Raw genomic sequence first — 20317 nt, 5'->3', positions numbered from 1 at the left:
GTTCTGGATGCGCGGGTTGCTGCTGGTGAGCACCCCCGCGTGGTCGAGGTGCGGGATGAGTTCGGCGTAGCGGGGCCAGAGGCGGGAGTCGGCGGCGCGGCCCGGGCCCGACACGACCGGCGAGAGCTGGGTGGCCGCGTCGGCGAAGGCCGCGTTCGCCGGGGTGTGGCCGGCGGCCGCGGCGGCCCGTACGCCCGCCAGCAGCGCCGCCGTCACCGGGACCAGCGCGAGGCCGGCCAGCAGCCCCTCGGCCGGGACCAGTCCGTTCCACAGCCCGGAGCAGCGCAGGCACTCGCGGGCGTGCCGGGCTATTCGCTTGCGCCACAGTGCGGAGGGCCGCCCGTCCCAGGTGCCCGTCATCGCCCGCAGCCCCTCACAGACCGGCTGGGCGTCGAGCGCCCGCTCCACCACCCGGGCCGACTCCAGCTGCGCCTTCATCCGCTGCACCCGCACCGCCGTGTGCTGCGGGGTGAGCTCCAGCGCGGCGGCCACGTCGGCCCGGGTCAGCTCACCGGCGCACTCCAGCCACCACAGCGACAGCAGCGCCCGGTCGTCGGGCTCCAGCCAGCGCGTGGCCCGGGCGGTCTCGCGGCGCTGCCCGGACAGGTGCAGCCGTACGACGGTCAGGTCGGCGAAGTCGGCGCCCGGGTCGGCGACGTCGTGGGCGGCCTCCAGCCCGCTGTCGCCCGGACCGCCGCTGCGCGCCTGCCAGTGCGCCCGTACGCGGTTCATCGCGATGGCCACCAGCCAGGACCGGAAGCTCTCGTCCGCCCGCAGGCCGCCCAGCCCGTCGAGCGCCCGCAGCATGGTGTCCTGCACGACGTCGTCCACGTCGACGGACCCGTTCAGGGCCCGCCCGACGATGTTGTAGACGAGCGGCAGGTGGGCGCTGACGAGCTCGTCCTGCGCGCGGGGATCGCCCGCGCGGGCCGCTGCCACCAGCTCTGCCGTGTGCTGTGTACTCATGTGAAAGTCCCTGTCCGTACCGGCGGTCGATGTTGCCCGACAACTGGGAGACCGTCGAGCGGGGACCGGATAACGGTTATCCGGAAGAATTTTTTTCAGTCGAGGGCCACGACGGTGAGCCGGCCGCCGGGGTCGGTGACCTCGCCGACCTCGCCGAGCGCGAACCGCGTCCCGGCCGATGCCGACACACCGGGAGCCGCCGCTGCGGCTGCCTCGGACGGGGCTTCGCCGCCGGCGCAGGCGGTGAGCGGGGCGAGGGCGAGCAGGGTGCCGGTGGCGGCGGTGATGGCGGTGCGGTGTCGCATGGTCCCCCCGGGGTGCGCGTGGTGTCGCAGGCCAGCATGACGGATCGCCGCCGGGGCCGGTGCGGGGGTGACCCGGAGGCATGGGCTGTGTATGGTCTAGACCATCAAGTTCCTTGGGAGCGCGCCCCGTTCAGCGGGGCGGAACAGCCGGGAGGGTGCTGTGTCCTGCCATCCGTACGCGGTACTGGCCGCCCAGCGGCTGCTCCCGGTGCTGCGCAGCGCCGACGCCGGGCAGGCCGAGCGGGCCACCCGGGAGCTGCTCGGCGCCGGCTGCCGGGCCGTGGAGCTCACCACCTCCACCCCCGGCTGGGCCCGGGCGGTCGCCCGTGCCGCGGGGATGCGGGACGCGCGGGGGCGGCGCGCGGTCATCGGGGTGGGCACCGTCACCACCACCGCCCAGGCCGAGGACGCCCTCGACGCCGGAGCCGCCTTCCTCGTCTCCCCGTACCCCGCCCCCGAGGCCCGCGAAGCCGCCTCGCGGCGCGGGGTGCCGTTCCTGGAGGGCGGCTTCACCCCCGGCGAGATCGCCGCCGCCGTCCGGCGCGCCGGAGCGGCGAAGGTGTTCCCGGCCCACGTCGGCGGCCCGGACTTCATCCGCTCCCTGCGGGCCGTGCTCCCCGACGCCCTGCTGGTGCCGACCGGCGGGATCCGGCCCGGCGAGGTGCGCCGGTGGCTCGACGCGGGCGCGAGCGCCGTCGGCATCGGCAGCGGCCTGCCCGCCGAACCGGGGGAGCTGGCGGCACTGTTCGCGGAGCTGGCCGGCCCCTGCTGCGGGCAGGAGTGCTGACGATGGCCTCCCCGGGTTACGACGTCCTCGTCCTCGGCGAGGTCCTGGTCGAGATCCACGCGGGCACCGCCCTGCGCTCGGCCGCCGACGGCACCGCCGCCCGGATCTCCTACTCCGGCGACGCCCTCAACGCCGCCGCGGCGGCCGCCGCGGCCGGGGCCCGGACCGCCCTGCTCACCGTCGTCGGCGAGGACGAGCTGAGCGTCCCGCTGCTGCGCCGGGCCGCCGAGCTGGGCGTCGACGTCACCCATGTCCAGCGCTCCCCCCGGCCCAACGGGGCCTACCTGCTCTCGGCGGACCCCGACGGCGACCGGGAGTTCGTGTACTGGCGCACCCACAGCGCCGGCTCCACCCTCTCCCCGGCCCGCGTCGAGGCCTGGCTGCCGCTGCTGACGGGCTGCCGGGCGCTGATCACCAGCGGCATCACCGGCGCGCTCTCCCCGGGCAGCCGCGCGGCGGTGCTGGCCGCCGCCCGGGCCGTCCGGGCGGTGGGCGGGCACGTCACGTACGACCCCAACCACCGTCCCCGGCTGACCGGGCGTGCCGAGGCCCGGTCCCTGCTCGCGGAGATCGCCCCGCTGACCGGGCTGCTGAAGACCTCCTGCCCGGCCGACGCCCTCGCCCTGGTGGACACCGCCGACCCCGAGGCCGCCGCCGCCCGCTACCGGGCGCTGGGGGCAGGTGCGGTGGCCGTCACCGCGGGAGCGGGGCGGCTGCTGCTGGACGACGGCACCCGGGCGGCGTACCACCCCGTGCCCGCTGTCGCGGCGCCCGTCGACGCCACCGGTGCCGGGGACTGCTTCACCGGCACCACCACCGCCCGCCTCGCCCTGGGCGACCCTCTCGCCCTGGCGGTGGCCTACGGCGCGGCGGCGGCGTCCCTGTCGGTGACGGCCCGCGGCGGTACGGGCCGCGTGCCCTCCCTCACCGAGACGGCCGCGCTGGCCGCGCGGCTGCCGGCGCCCACTCCTCTTCCTCCCCTTCCTCCCACTCCTCCTCCGCCGGGGGCAGGTAGGGGACCGGCTCCGTGACCCAGCCGGCCGACAGGACGAGGCGGGAGGTGCGGTGCACGGCCAGGAAGCCGAAGGGGCGGTGGAAGGCCAGTGCCGCCCGGCGGACGCGGTAGGGGAAGCGGGGCGGGCTGCCCACCGAGAGGCCGATCGCCGTCACCGCGGCGGCTTCGAACCCCGTCGCGTGGAAGCGGGCGAGCGCCGACTGGCGCGCCGAGCCGACGGCCAGGGGCTCGGGGCTGATGCCGGGGAAATGGCCGGAGCCGTTGTCGCAGGCCGCGCCGAGGCCGAACAGCCGGGCGTGGTCCAGGAGATCGTGCTCGGTCCGTATCTCGAAGGCCGGTGTCTCCACGTCGAGCCGGGGCGCCGGCGACAGGGCGGGAACCATCGTGACGGACAGGCCCGGGCCGGGGTTCCCCAGGGGCAGGAGGCTCGCGCCGGTCGACGGGCGCGCCCGCGTGGCGGCCTCGATACCGGTGCCGAGCACCTCGCCGGGCGCGGCGTCGGGCTCGCCGAGGACGAGATGGACGTCCACCCCGGTGTCCCCCACGACCTCGAACAGCGTGACCGGACCGCCGGGGCCGTGTGCCACCCTGACCCGGTCCGGCAGGGAGGTGCTGCGGTACAGCATCAGCAGGGACCGGCCCGCCCAGGGCCCGTCGTCCACCTCACGGGCCGTCTGCCCGAACGGCCGCAGCCACTTCAGCCGCAGCGCGAGCGCCGAAGCCAGCACCAGTCTCGCCGCGTCCGGGCCCTCCGGCAGGGCGGCCGGCATGCGCTCGACGAGGCCGCCGGTCCCCTCGGCGGCCCACGCGTCCAGCATCGTGCGGTCGCGGTCCCGGTCGCCGGTCAGCGTGCCCAGGGTGTCCGGAGCGACCCCGTCCGTCCAGGCACGCTCCAGCGGCAAGTCCGCCGCGGCCCACAGACCGGTCGCCGCCCGCAGGCCCCGTACGCCGGCCAGTGCGGCGAGCAGGTCCCGCGCGGCCCGCGGCGCTTCCCCCGCGGGTACGCCGAGCGCCTCCGCCAGCTCCGCCCGGGCCGGGCCGGCCGCACCGCCCGCCAGGAAGGCGAGCAACGGCCAGACCCCGGCCGCGGTGAAGACCGTGCCCCCGTCCCCGTCCCCGTCCCCGTCGCAGGCCGCGGCGGCCCAGCGCGCCGTGAGCCGGTTGACCGCCCGTACCGTCGAGTTCCCCATGCCCGGCAGGGTACGTGGAGGGGCGCCGCCGGGCCGGCCGGATTCCCCGGCCCGGCGGCGCCGGATCAGCGGCCGCGCAGGCCCTGGTCGACGGCCGCGGCCGGCCCGCCGTCGGGGGTGTCGGCGTCCAGGGACCAGAACATGGCCCCGCCCAGGGCGTGTTGGCGGACGTACCGGGCCTTCGTCCGCAGCACCTGCGGGTCGTCGTACGTCCACGGGGTCGTGCCGTCGAAGAGCCAGGCGTGGCCCGCGCGCGGATCGCGGTGCACCTGGAAGGTGCCGGAGGCGGCCAGTTGCCTCAGCTCCTCGTCGAGCTGCGTGCGGAACTCGTGCACCAGCTCCAAGGGGGTGTCCGCAACGGGCGCGCCCCGCCGGCCCGCCCGTCCGAAAAACCTCCTTCACGACGCTGGGCACCTCCACGCCCCCTCGCTACCCTCCGCGCATGATTCCCACGGTGGTCTGGGGCACCGGCAACGTCGGCCGCGCGGCGATCCGCGCCGTCGACGCCCACCCGGCGCTCGAACTCACGGCAGTCATCGTCCACGACCCCGCCAAGGTCGGCCGCGACGCCGGCGAACTCGCCGGACTCGGCCACCGGTTGGGGGTGGCGGCCACCGATGACGCCGAAGCGGTGCTCGCCGCCCGCCCGGCCGGCCTCGTCTACGCCGCCTCCGGCGACGTCCGCCCCGACGACGCGCTCGCCGACATCACCCGTGCCGTCGCGGCCGGGGCGGCCGTCGTCAGCCCCGCCCTCTACCCCCTCTACGACCACCGCAGCGCCCCGCCGGAGTTCCGGGACCCGGTGCTGGCCGCCATCGCCGAGGGCGGCGGCTCGTTCTTCGGCTCCGGCGTCGACCCCGGCTGGGGCAACGACGTGCTCCCGTTGCTGCTGAGCGGGCTCGGCACCACCGTGGACGCGATCCGCTGTCAGGAGATCTTCGACTACTCCACGTACGACCAGCCGGACTCCGTACGCCACCTCGTCGGCATGGGACACCCCATGGATTACGAGCCGATGATGCTCATGCCCTCGGTCCCCACCGTGGTCTGGGGCGGCCAGATCCGGATGATGGCCCGCGCCCTCGGCGTCGAGCTCGACGACATCCGCGAGACCTCGCAGCGTCGCGCCCTGGACACCACGGTGTCCACCCCCTCGATGGGCGAGTTCGCGGCCGGGACCCAGGGCGCCATCCGCTTCGAGGTCCAGGGCATCGTCGCGGGCGAGCCCCGCATCGTCATCGAACACGTCACCCGCATCCACGCCTCCTGCGCCCCCGACTGGCCCTCCCCGCCCGACGGCGGGGCCGGAGCCCACCGGGTGGTCATCGAGGGCCGCCCGCGCATCGAGGTGACCGTCGAGGCCACCGACGAGGGCGGGAACCGCTCGGCCGGCGGGAACGCCACCGCCGTCGGACGGCTGGTGGGGGCCATCGACTGGCTCGTGGCCGCCGGACCCGGACTCTACGACGCCCTCGACATCCCGCTGCGGCCCGCAGTCGGCAAACTCGGAAGGAAACAGCCATGAGGATCGACGTCCCCGAGGGGCAGCACCCGATCGAGTACGTGTGGGGGGACATGGTCCCCGGCATCGGCATGGCCGCGGCCAACTTCTCCCTGTCGGTGTACGCCCACACCACCCTCGGCCTGCGTGAGTTCGAGGCCGCGCGGCTGCGCATCGCACAGATCAACGGGTGCGTCTTCTGCCTCGACTGGCGCACGGACCGGGACGGGGAGAAGGTCGAGGAGGAGTTCGCCGACGCCGTGACCGCGTGGCGCACGACCGACGCCTTCGACGACCGCACCCGGCTCGCCGCCGAATACGCCGAGCGCTACGCCCTGGACCACCACAACCTCGACGAGGAGTTCTGGGAGCGGATGACCGCGCACTACAGCCAGTTGGAGATCGTCGAGCTGAGCATGAGCATCGGCTCCTGGCTCGCCTTCGGCCGGCTCAACCACGTCCTGGGCCTCGACAGCGTCTGTGTGCTGCCGGCCGGCTGAACCACCGCACCGGGGCCGCCGCACGGGCCCGGGGCCGCCCGGTGGAACCGGACGGCCCCGGGGACCGGCCCCCTCAGAGGTCGGTGGCGATGATCTTCTCGATGTTCCGTTCCGCGAGCGCCGTGATCGTCACGAACGGGTTGACGCTGGTGTTGCCGGGGATCAGCGCTCCGTCGATGACGTACAGGCCCGGGTGGCCGTGCAGCCGGCCGTAGTTGTCGGTGGCCTTGTCCAGCACCGCGCCGCCCAGCGGGTGGTACGTGAGGTGGTCGCCCCAGATCTTGCTGGTCCCGAAGAGGTCCGTGCGGTAGATCGTCCCCTCCCTGGCGTTGATCTTGTCGAAGATGGTCTTCGCCATGTCGATGGACGGCTGCTTCCACGCCGTCTGCCAGTTCAGCTCGACCCTGCCCGCCGCCGCGTTCCAGGAGAACTGCGCCCGGTTCGGGTTCTTGGTGATGGAGAGGTAGAAGGACGCGTACGTCTCGATCCCCGTCGGCAGCGGGGCCACCTCGGCGAAGGCGCCGCCCGCGTCCCAGTTGTCGATGCCGCCGCAGGGGATGGAGGCCTGCACCTTGCCGGTGGGGTCCCACATGTGGTTCGCGCGGCCGCACATGACGTTGCCGTTGTCGCCCCAGCCCTTGCCCACCTCGTCGTTGAGGCGCGGCAGGGCGCCCGTGGCCTTCAGCCGGACCAGCAGCTTGCTGGTCCCGACGCTGCCGGCCGCGAAGAACACCCGGTCCGCGGTGACGGTCTTGGTGGCGGTGATCGCGCCGCCGGTGTCGAGCTGCTCCATGACGACCGTGTAGCCGCCACCGTCCGAGGGGGAGACGGTGGTGACCCGGTGCAGCGGGGAGATGCTCACCTTGCCGGTCGCCCGGGCGGCGGCCAGGTAGGTCTTCTGGAGGGACTTCTTCCCGGCGTTGTTGCCGTACAGGATCTCGCCGTCGACCGCGGACTTGGGGACGGTCCCGGCCACCTCCTGCTTCATGTAGTCCCAGTCGTAGACGTCGGGCACGAAGACGAACGGGAAGCCGGAGCGCTGGGCGTGCTTGCGGCCGACGCGGGCGAACTGGTAGCAGTCCACCGTCTCGAACCAGTCGGGGTCGATGAGGCCGACCCCGAGCCCGGCGTTGGCCCGGGGGTAGTACGTGCGGTACATCTCCTCGGCGTCCACCGAGGGGAGGATGGCGGCGAAGTTCTGCCGCTTGGGGGTGACGGCCATGCCGCCGTTGACGAGCGAGCCGCCGCCGACGCCGCGGCCCTGGTAGACGATGATCCCGCCCATCTCCTCGGCATCGAGGATGCCCGTGTACCGGGGGACGTCCTTGTCGATGGGGAAGCCGAGGAAGTTGCTGAGCGGCGCCTTCGTCCTGGTGCGCAGCCAGTACGAGCGGTAGTCGGGCTTGGTGGTGTTGGCGAAGATCTTGCCGTCGCTGCCGGGGGTGTCCCAGGCCATGCCCATCTCGACCATGTGCACGGGGACACCGGCCTGGGCGAGCCGCAGCGCTGCCACGGAGCCGCCGTAGCCGGTGCCGATCACGAGTACGGGGACGCGGGCCCCGGATTCGAGGGGCGCGTTCGGGACCGCGGAGGCGGCGGTGGCGGAATCCGCGTGGGCCGGCGTGGCGTTGACCGCGAGCGCCACCGCTCCGAGAATAGAACCTGTTCCAGCGATGAATCCGCGTCGGGAAACACCCCTGGACACCTTGCTGTGCAGGCCTTTGTCACTCATGTGACGTTCCTCACTCTCGACGGAGTGGGAACAAGTTCTACTGGCGAACGCCGACTAAGTCACTACACGCGTCAAGGGAACTTCCGGCTGATTCCGCCCTCAGGGCAGGCTCCACTGGCCGACGTCGTCACCGCGGCCGGTGTCGAGCGCGAACTGCACGGCGGCGAGGCCCGCGCCCTCCGGAAGCCGGAAGGTGACGAACCCGGACGCCGAGTCCCCGGGGGCCAGGGTGAGCGTGCCGGGCAGGCTGGGCCCGGCGCCGGTGGCGGTGTCCAGCCCGGTGAACCGCTGCCCCGCGGTGTCGAGGAGGTGCGCGGCCGGAGCCGGGGAGTCCCGGTACGCCACCGTCCCGGTATTCTCCAGGCGCAGCTCCACGGCCACCAGGCGGTCCGCGTCCGCGGTGCCGGCGGGGTCGACGACCCGGGTCAGGGTGACGTCGAGCCGCTCCCCGGGCCGGTCCCCGTCGAGGGAGACGGTCTCGCCGGAGCCGTCGGGGCCGGCGCCGGCCAGCAGCAGGATGACGAGGGGCCCCACCAGGCGCCCCGCACGACGGCGACGCACGGCTCCTCCTCCCGCAACGGCTGCCGGCCCCCCTCCCCGCCCACGATCCTCCGCACCCCCGCCGACCGCCACCGCCGCCTGCACCGCCCACCCATCTGGAGGTGGGTTATTGATTGGATCTCCGCGCCGCTTCATGGCAAGGTGGGTCCCGCCGAAGGGGTATAGCTCAGCTGGTCAGAGCGCTGGTCTCCAAAACCAGATGTCGTAGGTTCGAATCCTGCTACCCCTGCCAAACCCGAGCAGACCGCTCGTGCGGAACGGACCCCGGGAGACCCCTCCCGGGGTCCGTTCCGTCTTCTCCCGGGGAACCGAAGGGGGTCGTGGCGGATGAGGATTCTGCTCTTTCCCGATGAGGGGCTGGACGTCTCCGGCGGTGCGCCGGAACTCGTCGCCCTGGCCCGCGCCCTCGTCGCGGGGAAGGGCAGCATGGAAACCACCGCCTCGGCCGAACCGAGTTTCGGGGGCACTGAACTGGCGTTGGTCGAGGTGGCGAGCACCAGCGGCCCGGGTGTCCACATGCGAGTCGACCCGGAGCGCGGCGCCCTGCTCATCGAGGGTGACCGACCGGCCTTGACGGCCCTCGCCGGCGAACTCCAGTCGATCGCGGAGATGGACGACGGCGGGCACCAGCACATCGAGTACTTCCCGGATCACCACTACCTTGCCGCAGGCTCACTGGCCATGGTGGTGAACAGTCCTCATGGCGGCATGCCGACGCGATGAAGGCTGACGGCAGCGGCCGGCCGGGGTTCGTAACAGGTGCCGTGACGGAGCACCGCGAAGGTGTGCCGCTCCGGTGCGCACTTCTCCACGGGAGCCGGTTGCGCCGGACGGCGCCCCTAGGTTCGGCGGGTGGTGGGGAAGCGGCGCCTTCTGGGGGGCCGCGACGTCGTGTCGGCTTGTCGGACGGCTGTCAGGGCTGTGGCCAGGTGGGCGCGGCTCTGGAGGGTGTGGGGGTGATCGGGGCCGAGGATGCCTTCGCGGGCGGCGAGGACCTGCCGGTGGAGTTCGGCGGCCTCGTGGGGGTGCCCGAGGTGCTCCAGCGCGAGGCCGAGGTTGCTGCGGCAGGTCAGGGTGCTGGGATGCGCCGCCCCGAGGGTGCGTTCATAGGCGCCGAGTACCTGGCGGTGGAGGTCGGCCGCGTCCTGGTGGCGGCCGATGTGGTCGAGCGCGAGCCCGAGGTTGTCGCGGCTGTGCAGCGTGTCGGGGTGATCGGGTCCGAGGAGCTGCTCGTACGTGCCGTGGACTTGGCGGTGGAGATCGGCCGCTTCCCGGTGCCGGCCGAGGTGGTCGAGCGTGAGCGCGAGGTTGTTGCGGCTGTTCAGGCTGTCAGGGTGATCGGCTCCGAGGGCGCGTTCGTACCCGGAGAGGGCCTCCCGGTGGAAGCCGGCTGCTTCGCGGTGCCGGCCGAGGTAGCCGAGGGCGAGGCCGAGGTTGTTGCGGCTGTGCAGGGTGTGTACGTGGTCGGGGCCGAGGACGCGTTCGCGGGTGGCGAGGACGTGCCGGTGGTGGTCGGCCGCCTCCTGGTGCCGGCCGAGGTGGTCCAGGGCGTTGGCGAGGTTGCTGCGGCTGAGCAGGGTGTCGGGGTGGTCGGCGCCGAGGATGCGTTCGCGTGCCGTGAGGACCTGCTGGTGCAGGTCGGCTGCCTCCTGGTGGCGGCCGAAGAGGTCGAGCGCGTTGGCGAGGTCGTTCCGGCTGTCCAGGGTGTCGGGATGGTCGGGGCCCGAGGAGCGGGCGGTGATCCGGTGTGCCGCCTGGCGTAGCTGTAGCGCGGTGCCGTAGGCGCCTCCCTCGGTGAGGGATCGGCCAATGTGGTCGGCGGCGTCGGCGAGGTCGCGGTGGTGCTCCTCGGCGGGGTGCGCGGTGGCGGCGAGGAGGTGAGGGGCGAGGAGGCGGGCCCTGTCCCAGTCGGCGCTGCGGGCCTCCGTCACCCCGCGGGCCGCCTCGATCAGGCGGCTGACGAGGGCGCGCTGGTAGCGGTACGGGTCGGTGGATTCGGCGGTGTGGGCGTGGGCGGTGATCTCGCGCACCACGGGGTGCAGGACGACCAGCCCGAGGGCGGGGTGCCCGTCATGGTGTGCGGGCGTGTCGAGGAGTCCGTAGGTGTGCAGGCCGTTGAGCGCGGCTTCCACCTCGGTCACGCCGGTCTGGCGCCCGGTGGCTCCGGTCACCAGTTCCGGGGTGAGGAGGGAGACAGGGACGGGCGCCGCCGCCAGCAGGGACAGCAGTCGCAGCACCGGCCGTGCCAGCGGGTGGCCGTCGGCGGCGAGTTGGTCCAGGGACAGCTCCCACGTGTGCCGTACGAGGGTCCGTCCCACGTCCGGGTCGCCCGCCCGGGGATGCGGTGCGCCGAGCAGGGTCCCCAGCTGGGTGTCGAGAGCGGCGGCGTAAGCGGTGAACGTGTGATGGCGGCTGCCGGTGGCGGCCAGGTAACGGCCCACGGCATGGAGGGCCAGTGGCAGGCCGCCCAGCCGGTCCGCGAGTGCCCGCGCCTCTTCGGGGGTCCCCGCGTGCGGCGCCGCGTCGCACAGGACCTGGCCGCCGGCCGCGGGCTCCAGCGGGGCGACGCGGTGGACGATGGCCCTCGGGCCCCACACCACGGGGTCGGTGTTGCGGCTGGTGACCAGGAGCAGGCCCCGGCCGCCGGGCCGGATCCACCCCCGGTAGGACGCCACCGCCTCGCCGTCGGGACCGACGGCCTGCGGGGTGTCCACGTTGTCGATGACCAGGAGCCACGCGGCGGTCCGCTCCAGCTGCTCCCACACCACGTCCGGCAGCCCGGCCCGCCCCGCCCGGGCCTCCTCGAGGCGGGTCTCGGGAAGGCCGCACGCCAGCGCGGCCCGGGTCATCTGCTCGGCCAGCTCCTCCGTGCCGCGCCAGCGGATCCAGAACACGCTCCGGCCTTCCGCCCGGGCGACACCGGCCAGAGCGGAGGCCAGCGTGGTCTTGCCGATCCCGCCCACCCCGCCCACGACGGCGTACCTCCCCTCCGGCCGGGCCAGCAGCGCGCGCAGGGAGTCGAGTTCGCCGTCACGGCCGCGGACCGGGCCCGCGCTCTCAGGTGCGCGCAAGGACGCCATGCCGGCGACCGGGGCCCGCCCCGCGGGCACCGGCCTCGCCTGCCCACGGCTCATCGGGGACCCGGTGGCGTCCAGCCGGCGGCTGACCAGCCCCAACCCCATGGCGCCTACGGCCAGCACACCGAAGACCGACCACACCACCCACGGACGGGAGGCCCAGTCCGGCACGGCGCTCGCGGCGTAGTTCGTCACCACCCCCAGCGCACACGTCGCCGCCGCCGCGGACCCACTGACGACCGAACCCGTCCGCGCACGCCCGCCACCACTCACGCCGACCCCCAGCCCTGACGCTGCCGTCCGCTCCAGCATGCGCCACGCCGCCGCGCACCGTCCCCGAAACGGCGACAGAGCAGGTGGTCAGGGGAGGTCAGGGGCAGGTTTCGTCGGTCTTGGCGACGGTGAATGCGACGGGACGGCCGTTCCGCGCGGTTCCGGGCTTCGGGTCCTGCGAGCAGACCTTCCAGTTGGACTCCTGGAGGACCATACGGCTCTGCACCGCGTCCTTCACGGTGATCGACACGTTGCCCGGGAGTGCGGCGCGGACGGCCTTCATGCCTTGGCCCACGAAGTCCGGCATGGTGGCGCCGGCGGGCCCGGGGGCGGGAGCGTCCACGGCGGGGCAGGTCTCCTCGAGCTTGACGGCGCCGAAGTCGACGGTGGTGCCGGTGTCGGCGCTCGCGCCGCCGGGTGGGGTCTGGGAGCAGACCTTCCAGTTCCGGTCGAGTGCCTGGAGCCGGTCGCGACCGAGCGCGTCGTGGGACGTGAGTACGTGGAAGCCCGCGGCCTGCGCCTCGTCCTGCGCGGTCTGGAGGCCCTTGCCGACGAGGTCCGGCAGCGTGGCCGTCTTTTTCGCCGAGGACGGGGGAGCGGAGGACGAGGCGGCGCTCGGGGCGGCCCCGCCGGGCGCCGCGGGCTTGTTGCCGCTGCCGCCGGCCCCGGGGTCGCACGCGGTGAGGGAGAGGGCGGTCGCGGCGGTGAGCAGGGCGATCGTGTGGTGTGTGCGCATCGCGCCATGTTCGCCGGGGCCGGGTGGCTGTATGGCGACTGTGACCGGTTTGTGATCCTGCGGCGGGAACTACCCTCGCTGGCATGGTCGAACACGACGCCTTCAGAGCCACACGCGAGGCCTATGACGCCCTCGCCCCCACCTACGCGCAGCTGTTCCGCGGCGAGCTGCGCGACAGGCCCCTGGACCGCGCGATCCTGGCTGCCTTCGCCGAGGTGGTCGGTGAGGGCGGCGGCGGTCAGGTGGCGGACCTGGGGTGCGGGCCCGGCCATGTCACCGCCCATCTCGCCGGGTTGGGCCTGGCGGTGTTCGGTGTCGACGCCTCTCCCGCGATGGTCGGGCTGGCCCGGGAGGCCCATCCGGATCTGCGGTTCGAGGTGGGCTCGATGGCCGCGCTGGACATCGCCGACGGCGTCCTGGGCGGAGTGCTCTCCCGTTGGTCCGTCATCCACACTCCGCCACCGGAACTCCCCGCCGTGCTGGCGGAGTTCCACCGCGTACTGGCGCCCGGCGGCCATCTCCTGATCGGTTTCTGGGCCAACGACGATCCGTCCCACCCGGCTCAGGTCTTCGACCACGCGGTCGCGCCGGCCTATCGGTGGTCGCCCGACCGCCTCGCCGCGCTGCTGCGTGCGTCGGGGCTGGCCGAGGCGGCCCGGATGGTCCGTGAGCCGCGGCCCACCGACCGGCGGCAGTTCCAGGAGGTTCACCTGCTCGCCCGCAAAGCCTGCGAGGGGGCCGTCTGACTGAGCGCGGGCCCGGCGGGAAAGGGTCCCGCGCCGGCGGGAAAGGGTCCCCGGCCGCACAAGCGCCGGGGGCCCCTTCCGAGTCGGCTAGCCGCCGTACGGGCGGGTGATGATCTCCATCGCGTGCCCGGCGGGATCCAGGAAGTAGACCCCGCGGCCCCCGTCGTTGTGGTTGATCTCGCCCGGGTGCTTCTGGTGCGGGTCGGCGAAGAACTCGACCCCCGACGCCCGGATCTTCTCGAAGGCGGAGTCGAACTCCTCCTCCGAGATCAGGAACGCGTAGTGCTGCGGCGTGATGGACTCCGCCGGGATGGTCGCGAAGTCCAGGGTCACGCCGTTACCGGTGGACACGGGAACGAACGGGCCCCATTCGGGACCGACCTCGAGACCGAGGATGTCCGCCAGGAAAGCGGCGGACTCCTTGTTGTCAAGGGAGTGGACGATGGTGTGGTTCAGCTGAACGGACATGTGTGAATGCCTCCGCAAGGCACGTCACGGGCACCTCCATGCCTCACCCGGTCGGTGACCGGCACGCGATGCCGTCACCTTGATCCTAAACAGCCCCTCCACGCCCGGTCCACCCCTTTTGCGACGCGTCCCGGCCGGATCCGGCCCCGCGCGGCCACCGCCCGAACGCCCGTAACGGCCGTACGGGGCCGGACGGTTCCCACCGGCCGGCCCCGCGGGCGCTTCCGCCCGGACCCCTCCGCCTCAGGAGGTGACGTCCTTGCGGGCGAACCCCCGGAACGCGAGCGCGACCAGCACGACGGCGTACGAGAACGACACCGCCGCGCCCTTGACCATCCCGCCCCCCTCCAGCTGCGGCTGCAGGGCGTCCGCCCAGGCGAACTGCCAGTGCGCGGGCAGGAACTCGCGCCACGACCCGAGGGCCGTCACCGCGTCGAGGACGTTGCCCACGATCGTCAGCCCGACCGCCCCGCCCACCGCGCCGAGCGGCGCGTCCGTCCGCGTCGAGAGCCAGAACGCCAGCCCGGCCGTGACCAGTTGCGACACGAACACGAAGGCGACCGCCAGCGCGAGCCTCGGCACCGCGTCCCCGGCGGGCAGCGCCCCGCCCGTCGGGAGCCTGAGCGGCCCCCATCCGTACGCGGCCGTCCCCGCCGCCAGCGCCACCACCGGCAGCAGCACGATCGCCGCCAGGCTGAACCCGAGGGCCACCACCAGCTTGCTCCACAGCAGCCGTGCCCGGGGCACGGGCGAGGCCAGCAGGTAGCGCAGCGAGGACCAGCTCGCCTCCGAGGCCACCGTGTCCCCGCAGAACAGCGCCACCGGGACCACCAGCAGGAAGCCCGCCGACACGAACAGGCAGGTGACGGCGAAGTTCGCGCCGGACGCCGTGGCCGTGTCGATCAGGCTGACCCGGCCGTCCCCGCCGCCGCGCCCCTCCTGGGGGCCGCCGCCCACCGCGAACGCGATGATCATGACGAACGGCAGCGCGGCCAGCACCCCGCCCATCACCAGCGTCCGCCGCCTGCGCCATTGCCGCAGCGCCTCCACGCGCAGCGGCAGCGTCCGGGCCGCCCGGTAGCCGGGCGCCGTCTCCCCGGCGGGCGCCGGCCGGGGCCCGCGGGTCTCCTCGACGGCACTCATGCCGCACCTCCGATCAGGGTGAGGAAGGCGTCCTCGAGCCGCCGGTGCGGCCCCACCGCCGCCACCGGCAGTTCCAGCCGTACCAGTTCGCCGATCAGCGCGGCGGGCGTCGCGCCGTCGAGCCGTACGAGCAGCCCCTCCTCGGCGCGCACCGCGGAGGCCACCCCCTCCAGCGCGGCGACCTTGCCCACGGTCGCCTCGTCCGCGGGCTGCTCCAGCGTCACCAGCAGGGTGTCCCCGCCACCGGTGATCTCGGCGACCTCGCCCGCCCGCACGAGCCGCCCGCGGTCCATGACCACCAGGTGGGTGCAGGACTGCTCCACCTCGGACAGCAGGTGGCTGGAGACGATGACCGTCCGCCCGCCGGCGGCGTAGCGGATCATCACGTCCCGCATCTCCCGGATCTGCGGCGGGTCCAGCCCGTTGGTCGGCTCGTCCAGGATGAGCAGGTCGGGCATTCCCAGCATGGCCTGGGCGATCGCGAGCCGCTGGCGCATGCCCTGGGAGTAGGTGCGCACCGCCCGCTCCAGGGCGTCCCCGAGCCCGGCGATCTTCAGGGCCTCCGCCAGGTGCGCGTCCTCGGCGGGACGGCCCGTGGCCTGCCAGTACAGCTCAAGGTTGGCCCGGCCCGTCAGGTGCGGCAGGAAGCCGGCGCCCTCCACGAACGCCCCGACCCGCGAGAGCACCGGTGCCCCGGGCCGGATCGGGTGCCCGAACACCCGGATCTCCCCGGCGTCCGGCGTGATCAGGCCCATCAGCATCCGCAGGGTGGTGGTCTTCCCGGCCCCGTTGGGTCCCAGCAGACCCAGCACCTGGCCCTTCTCCACCCGGAAGGACAGGTCCCGCACGGCATAGCGGTCCCGGGCCCCCGCGTAGCGCTTCGTCAGCCCGGTGATGTCCAGGGGTACGCCGGCCAGTGCGGGTTCGGGCTGCGCTTCGCGCGCCCGCGTCCCGGCGCGGCCCCCGCCGGTCCTCCGGATCCCGAGCAACCCCGCGGCCAGCGCCACCGCGCCCAGCGGCAGCCCCCAGGTCCAGGCGGGCAGGCCGGACGCGGCCGTCCGCACCCCCTCCGCGACGGGCACGCGCAGCGGCCCCTCCGCGGAGACGGTGTACGCGGCGGGCGCGGCCGGAGAGGCGTAGCCGAGGTCGGTGGCCGCGACCACCAGCCGCAGCCGGTGCCCGGCCTGGACGGCGTGGTCGACCGCCGGGAGCCGCAGCCCGACGCTGCGGCCCTGCCCGGCGTCCTCCACCCGTACGGGCGCGACCAGCTGACCGGGCAGCACCTGCTGCCGCCCGTCGGGCCCCACGTCGTACACCTTCGCGAACAGCACGGCCGCGCCGTCGGCGGCCGTCGACCTCACCTTCAGGGTGACGGTCGGCGTCCCGGTGACCCGTACCGCCTCGGCCAGCGGCTGCGACTCGAAGCGGGCGTTCTGCCCGGGGAAGTCCAGCGCGAACCCGGCCCCGAGGGAGGCGAGCTGCCCGCCGATCCCCGGCAGCGAGGACAGGGCGGGCGGCGCCCCGCCCGCCGGGTTGGCGAAGGTCTGCTCCCGCCCCGACAGGGCGACGGCGCGCGGAGCCGGGGCCAGCCCCGGGTAGCGGTCGGAGGACGCGCCGCGCAGGGTGAGCCGGCCGTCGGTGGAGTCGATGCCGCCCGAACGCGAGACGCGGAACGCGGGGCCGGTGTCCGCCGCCTCCTCGCCCTTCAGGTAGCGGTCGAACCAGGCGGCCACGCGGGCCTCGATCCGTCCGGCCTCGCGCATGCCGCCGTCGTGGCCGCCGGTCGCCCAGTCCACGGCGACGGGGGCACCGTTCGCGGCGATGGCCCTGGCCATGGCGTCGGCCTGGTCCAGCGGGAAGAGGGAGTCGTCCTGCCCCTGCACGATCAGCGCCGGCACCTTGATCCGGTCGCCCACGGCCGAGGGGCTGCGCCGCTCCAGCAGCTCGCGCGCCTCCGCGTCGGGCTTCCCCGCCACCGCGACCCGCTCGTACATGGCGCACAGCGCCGGCTCGAACCGGCCGCAGCCGGGCGTGGCCGCCGCGCCGCCACCGGGCGTGCCCGCCGCGCCGCCGCCGGGGGCCGGCCGCGCCTGCTGGAGGCCGTCCGCCGCGCCGGTGGTGAAGAAGATCCCGGCCCACAGCTTCTTGAACACGCCCTGCGGGAAGAGGGCGTCCGCGAGGTTCCAGTAGGTGATCTGCGGGGCGACCGCGTCCACGCGCCGGTCGTGGCCGGCGGCCAGCAGGGCGACGGCCCCGCCGTAGGAGGCCCCGGCGACGCCCACGCGCGGATCGCCGTCCGCGTCGAGCCGCACCTCGGGCCGGCCGGCCAGCGCGTCGATGAGGGCGGAGACGTCCTTGACCTCGTGTTCGGGGTCGTTCAGCCCGATCTTCCCGCCGGAGCGGCCGAAGCCGCGCGCCGACCAGGTCATGACGGCGTAGCCGTCCCGGGCGAGGCGCTCGGCCTGGGCGCGGACGTCGTCCTTGCTGCCGCCGAAGCCGTGGCCGAGGAGCACGGCGGGACGTCTGCGCGCAGGGTCCCCGGCGGTGAAGAAGGAGGTGTCGATCCCGGCACCGGGCGCGCCCGGTGCCGGCGCGTCCAGGCCCGGCACGGTCACGAACCGGTCCTCGCGGCGCACGGCCGGCTCCTCCCCGGACGCGGCGGCCGTCCAGGTGCCGGCGCCCGCCAGCACCGCGAGGGCGGCGGCACCGGCCAGCAGGCGGTCGCGGGGCCGCCGGGGCAGTCGTAGCTTCATATGGGCACCCTAAAGCCCGTGATCGCCTCCTCCGAGCTCCCCCGGGGGGAGCCCCCGCCCCTTCTGGGGGACTACCCGCGCCGGCCCGCGTACCGCACCCGCAGTAGGCCGCCCCGACCTGCGCGGGGAGCGCGCGGACGGCAGGATGGACGGCATGCTGCTGGCAGAGGTCGCGCGCGTGTCCCGGGAGGTCGCAGCGACCTCCGCCCGGTCCAGGAAGACGGCCCTGCTCGCGGAGCTCTTCGCGGCCGCCCCTGCCGAGGAGGCCGGCCTGGTCATCGCCTACCTCTCCGGGCGGCTCCCGCAGGGCCGCCCCGGCATCGGCTGGCGCACCCTGGCCCAGGAGGTTGCCCCCGCCGAGGAGCCGACGCTGACCGTGGCGGCCGTCGACGCCGCCGTCGGTGAGCTGGCCGCCGTCGCCGGAGCCGGGGCGCAGGCCGAGCGCCGCCGGATCGTCGCCGCTCTGCTGGGCGCCGCCACCGAGGCCGAACAGCGGTTCCTGCGCAGCCTGCTGTCCGGGGAGGTGCGCCAGGGCGCGCTGGACGCGGTCGCGCTGGAAGGGGTGGCCGCGGCCGCCGGGGTGCCGGCCGCGGAGCTGCGCCGGGCCGTGATGCTGGACGGCTCGCTGCCCCGGGTGGCGGTGGCGGTGCTGGCCGAGGGCGCCCCGGCGCTGCGCGCGGTGACCCTGCGCATCGGGCAGCCCGTACAGCCCATGCTGGCCGGGTCCGCGCGGTCCCTGGCCGACGCCTTGGCGGCGCTGGCCCCCTGCGCGGTGGAGGAGAAGCTCGACGGCATCCGCGTCCAGGTGCACCGCGACGGGGACGACGTCCGGATCCACACCCGCTCCCTCGACGAGATCACCGGCCGGCTGCCGGAGGTGGCCGAACTGGTCCGGAGCCTGCCCGGGGAGCGGTTCGTCCTCGACGGGGAGGTCATCGGGCACGGGCCCGGCGGGCGCCCGGTGCCCTTCCAGGAGGTCGCGAGCCGGGTCGGCTCCCGCATCGACGTGGCGGCGGCCCGCGAGACCCTCCCGGTGTCGGCGTACTTCTTCGACGTGCTGGCCCTGGGCGACGACGTCCTGCTGGACCTGCCGGTCCGGGAGCGGTACGCGGCCCTGGCCGCCCTGGTCCCCGAGGCCTGTCGGGTCCGGCGCCTGGTGGTGGAGGACGCCGCGGCGCAGGCGGACGAGGCGCAGGAGTTCTGGACAGGGACGCTGGACCGGGGCCACGAGGGGGTCATGGTCAAGGCCCTCGACTCCGGTTACGCGGCGGGCCGCCGGGGCAAACAGTGGCTCAAGGTGAAACCGGTGCACACCCTCGACCTGGTCGTGCTCGCCGCCGAACGGGGGCACGGCCGCCGTACCGGCATGCTGTCCAACCTCCACCTGGGCGCCCGGGCCGATGACGGCTCGTTCGCGATGCTGGGCAAGACCTTCAAGGGGCTGACCGACGAGATGCTGCGCTGGCAGACCGGGCGGCTGCACGAACTGGCGGTGGAGGACGACGGGTTCACCGTGCGCGTCCGGCCCGAGCTGGTGGTGGAGATCGCCTACGACGGTCTCCAGCGCTCCCCGCGCTACCCGGCCGGGGTCGCCCTGCGCTTCGCCCGGGTCCTGCGGTACCGCCCGGACAAGGAGGCGCGGGAGGCGGACACGGTGGAGACGGTCCTCGCACAGGGCCGCAGGGACGACGCCTGAGCCTTTTTGCCTGAGAGGCAAGGGAGATTGCCAGGAAGGCAAGGTTCTGGCTCAATCGGGGCATGACGTCCCCCACCCAGCAACCCGCCGGCGAAGCCGCGGGGCCGGCCGAGGCGGCCGGGGAAGCCGCCGCCGCCGACGGCACCGGCGGCGAGCTGCCCGCCGTCGCCCCGCAGCTGCGCGAGCTGCGCCGCCGCGCCGGGCTCACGCTGGAGGCCGCCGCCGCGCGGGCCCGGCTCTCGCCCGCGCACCTGTCCCGGCTGGAGACCGGGCGGCGTCAGCCCTCGCTGCCGCTGCTGCTCGGGCTCGCCCGCACCTACGGCACGACCGTCTCCGAGCTGCTCGGCGAGACCCCCGCCGCCGCGGATCCCATCGTACGGGCCGGTGCTCCCGGCGCCCGCGAGGCCGACGGGTGGACGTACTGGCAGGCCGGGGGCCCCGGGCGCGGGATGCAGGCGCTGCGGGTGCACGTCCCGCAGGGGCGCAGCCAGGGGGAGCTGGTCCGCGTACACCCCGGGGAGGAGTGGCTGTACGTGCTCACCGGGCGGCTGCGGCTGCACCTGGGGGAGACCGAGTACCTGCTGGAGCCGGGGGACAGCGCGCACTTCGACTCGCTCACCCCGCACCGGATCGGCGCGCCCGGGCCGGGCGGAGCCGAGCTCTTGTTCGTCCACACCCTGCTGCAGAGCAGCCTCGCTGGGCTGTGCCTCGGCGCGGGCCCCGCGCGTCAGCAGCAGCCCCGGCGCTAGGGGGTGTCCGCGAAGTCCCGCCTGCCCAGCGACGCCTGGCACCGCACCTCGCCGCGTTGTCGGGGCCGCCCGAGTACCTCCAGGACGGGGGCGGCCCACCCCCGAGGGGTGGACCGCAC

18 protein-coding genes, 1 tRNA gene and 1 pseudogene are annotated in these 20317 nt (G+C 74.7%); 9 read left to right on the top strand and 11 right to left on the bottom strand.

The features are described 5' to 3' along the window. The coding region (locus tag AB0D45_RS31975; RefSeq protein ID WP_362465623.1) for a sigma-70 family RNA polymerase sigma factor at positions 1-966 on the bottom strand (966 nt) is incomplete at its 3' end. A gap of 95 nt (positions 967-1061) precedes the next feature. Next, positions 1062-1271 carry a hypothetical protein gene (locus tag AB0D45_RS31970; RefSeq protein ID WP_362465620.1) on the bottom strand — a complete coding sequence of 70 codons (210 nt, stop codon included), beginning with the start codon at positions 1269-1271 and terminating at the stop codon, positions 1062-1064. 160 nt (positions 1272-1431) lie between these two features. Here AB0D45_RS31970 and AB0D45_RS31965 point away from each other — a divergent pair, with 160 nt between their 5' ends. Both AB0D45_RS31965 and AB0D45_RS31960 read left to right on the top strand, forming a co-directional pair. After that, positions 1432-2058 carry a bifunctional 4-hydroxy-2-oxoglutarate aldolase/2-dehydro-3-deoxy-phosphogluconate aldolase gene (locus tag AB0D45_RS31965; protein WP_362465617.1) on the top strand — a complete coding sequence of 209 codons (627 nt, stop codon included), beginning with the start codon at positions 1432-1434 and terminating at the stop codon, positions 2056-2058. Between the two features lie 2 nt (positions 2059-2060). Continuing rightward, positions 2061-3089 (top strand): PfkB family carbohydrate kinase, encoded by a 1029-nt coding sequence (locus AB0D45_RS31960; RefSeq protein WP_362465614.1) that lies wholly within the window; start codon positions 2061-2063, stop codon positions 3087-3089. Here the strand turns inward: AB0D45_RS31960 and AB0D45_RS31955 are convergent. Together AB0D45_RS31955 and AB0D45_RS31950 are read right to left on the bottom strand one after the other, a co-directional pair. Next, positions 2983-4263: a serpin family protein gene (locus AB0D45_RS31955; protein WP_362465611.1), complete on the bottom strand. Its 1281-nt coding sequence runs from the start codon at positions 4261-4263 to the stop codon at positions 2983-2985. The two genes, AB0D45_RS31960 and AB0D45_RS31955, sit on opposite strands and share 107 nt — an antisense overlap. Positions 4264-4328: 65 nt before the next feature. Next, a pseudogene (locus AB0D45_RS31950) lies at positions 4329-4571 on the bottom strand (glycoside hydrolase family 18 protein); the annotation flags it as partial. 134 nt (positions 4572-4705) lie between these two features. Between AB0D45_RS31950 and AB0D45_RS31945 the strand changes: the two are divergent. Both AB0D45_RS31945 and AB0D45_RS31940 read left to right on the top strand, forming a co-directional pair. After that, positions 4706-5788 carry a dihydrodipicolinate reductase gene (locus AB0D45_RS31945; protein WP_362465608.1) on the top strand — a complete coding sequence of 361 codons (1083 nt, stop codon included), beginning with the start codon at positions 4706-4708 and terminating at the stop codon, positions 5786-5788. Beyond that, on the top strand, positions 5785-6264 hold the full coding sequence (locus AB0D45_RS31940; RefSeq protein WP_361605086.1) for a carboxymuconolactone decarboxylase family protein: 480 nt from the start codon (positions 5785-5787) through the stop codon (positions 6262-6264). Before AB0D45_RS31945 ends, AB0D45_RS31940 begins: the two co-directional genes overlap by 4 nt. Before the next feature lie 73 nt (positions 6265-6337). Here AB0D45_RS31940 and AB0D45_RS31935 read toward each other — a convergent pair whose 3' ends face one another. Both AB0D45_RS31935 and AB0D45_RS31930 read right to left on the bottom strand, forming a co-directional pair. Continuing rightward, a complete protein-coding gene (locus tag AB0D45_RS31935; protein WP_362465605.1) occupies positions 6338-7996 on the bottom strand; it encodes a GMC oxidoreductase in 1659 nt (552 codons plus the stop codon). Between the two features lie 99 nt (positions 7997-8095). Continuing rightward, positions 8096-8557: a hypothetical protein gene (locus tag AB0D45_RS31930; protein ID WP_362465602.1), complete on the bottom strand. Its 462-nt coding sequence runs from the start codon at positions 8555-8557 to the stop codon at positions 8096-8098. 155 nt (positions 8558-8712) lie between these two features. Here AB0D45_RS31930 and AB0D45_RS31925 point away from each other — a divergent pair. Both AB0D45_RS31925 and AB0D45_RS31920 read left to right on the top strand, forming a co-directional pair. Next, a tRNA-Trp gene (locus AB0D45_RS31925) sits at positions 8713-8789 on the top strand. Positions 8790-8884: 95 nt separating this feature from the next. Continuing rightward, positions 8885-9280, top strand: coding sequence for a hypothetical protein (locus AB0D45_RS31920; protein ID WP_362465599.1), 396 nt, complete (start codon positions 8885-8887; stop codon positions 9278-9280). A 116-nt stretch (positions 9281-9396) separates the two neighbouring features. Here AB0D45_RS31920 and AB0D45_RS31915 read toward each other — a convergent pair whose 3' ends face one another. Then, positions 9397-11829 carry a tetratricopeptide repeat protein gene (locus tag AB0D45_RS31915; RefSeq protein WP_362465596.1) on the bottom strand — a complete coding sequence of 811 codons (2433 nt, stop codon included), beginning with the start codon at positions 11827-11829 and terminating at the stop codon, positions 9397-9399. Positions 11830-12004: 175 nt separating this feature from the next. Further along, on the bottom strand, positions 12005-12643 hold the full coding sequence (locus AB0D45_RS31910; protein WP_362465593.1) for a PASTA domain-containing protein: 639 nt from the start codon (positions 12641-12643) through the stop codon (positions 12005-12007). A gap of 83 nt (positions 12644-12726) precedes the next feature. Here AB0D45_RS31910 and AB0D45_RS31905 point away from each other — a divergent pair, with 83 nt between their 5' ends. Further along, the gene (locus AB0D45_RS31905; RefSeq protein ID WP_362465590.1) at positions 12727-13389 is read left to right on the top strand and encodes a class I SAM-dependent methyltransferase; all 663 of its coding nucleotides are present in this window, start codon (positions 12727-12729) and stop codon (positions 13387-13389) included. Positions 13390-13476: 87 nt separating this feature from the next. Here the strand turns inward: AB0D45_RS31905 and AB0D45_RS31900 are convergent, their stop codons facing one another. The 3 genes from AB0D45_RS31900 to AB0D45_RS31890 all read right to left on the bottom strand — a co-directional run bounded on the left by AB0D45_RS31900 (position 13477) and on the right by AB0D45_RS31890 (position 17753). Continuing rightward, a complete protein-coding gene (locus AB0D45_RS31900; protein ID WP_362465587.1) occupies positions 13477-13857 on the bottom strand; it encodes a VOC family protein in 381 nt (126 codons plus the stop codon). A 243-nt stretch (positions 13858-14100) separates the two neighbouring features. Then, complete coding sequence (locus AB0D45_RS31895; protein WP_362465584.1) at positions 14101-15000, bottom strand: ABC transporter permease; 900 nt, start codon at positions 14998-15000, stop codon at positions 14101-14103. Further along, complete coding sequence (locus AB0D45_RS31890) at positions 14997-17753, bottom strand: alpha/beta fold hydrolase (RefSeq protein ID WP_362465581.1); 2757 nt, start codon at positions 17751-17753, stop codon at positions 14997-14999. Before AB0D45_RS31890 ends, AB0D45_RS31895 begins: the two co-directional genes overlap by 4 nt. Positions 17754-17907: 154 nt before the next feature. On the opposite strand from AB0D45_RS31890, the gene AB0D45_RS31885 reads away from it, so the two are divergent. After that, positions 17908-19449 carry an ATP-dependent DNA ligase gene (locus AB0D45_RS31885; protein ID WP_362465579.1) on the top strand — a complete coding sequence of 514 codons (1542 nt, stop codon included), beginning with the start codon at positions 17908-17910 and terminating at the stop codon, positions 19447-19449. A 62-nt stretch (positions 19450-19511) separates the two neighbouring features. After that, positions 19512-20198, top strand: coding sequence for an XRE family transcriptional regulator (locus AB0D45_RS31880; protein WP_362465576.1), 687 nt, complete (start codon positions 19512-19514; stop codon positions 20196-20198). Positions 20199-20317 lie beyond the last annotated feature (119 nt).

Source organism: Streptomyces sp. NPDC048352 (genome assembly GCF_040651895.1).
Classification (GTDB): domain Bacteria; phylum Actinomycetota; class Actinomycetes; order Streptomycetales; family Streptomycetaceae; genus Streptomyces.
This window is presented reverse-complemented; position numbering and strand designations above follow the sequence as displayed.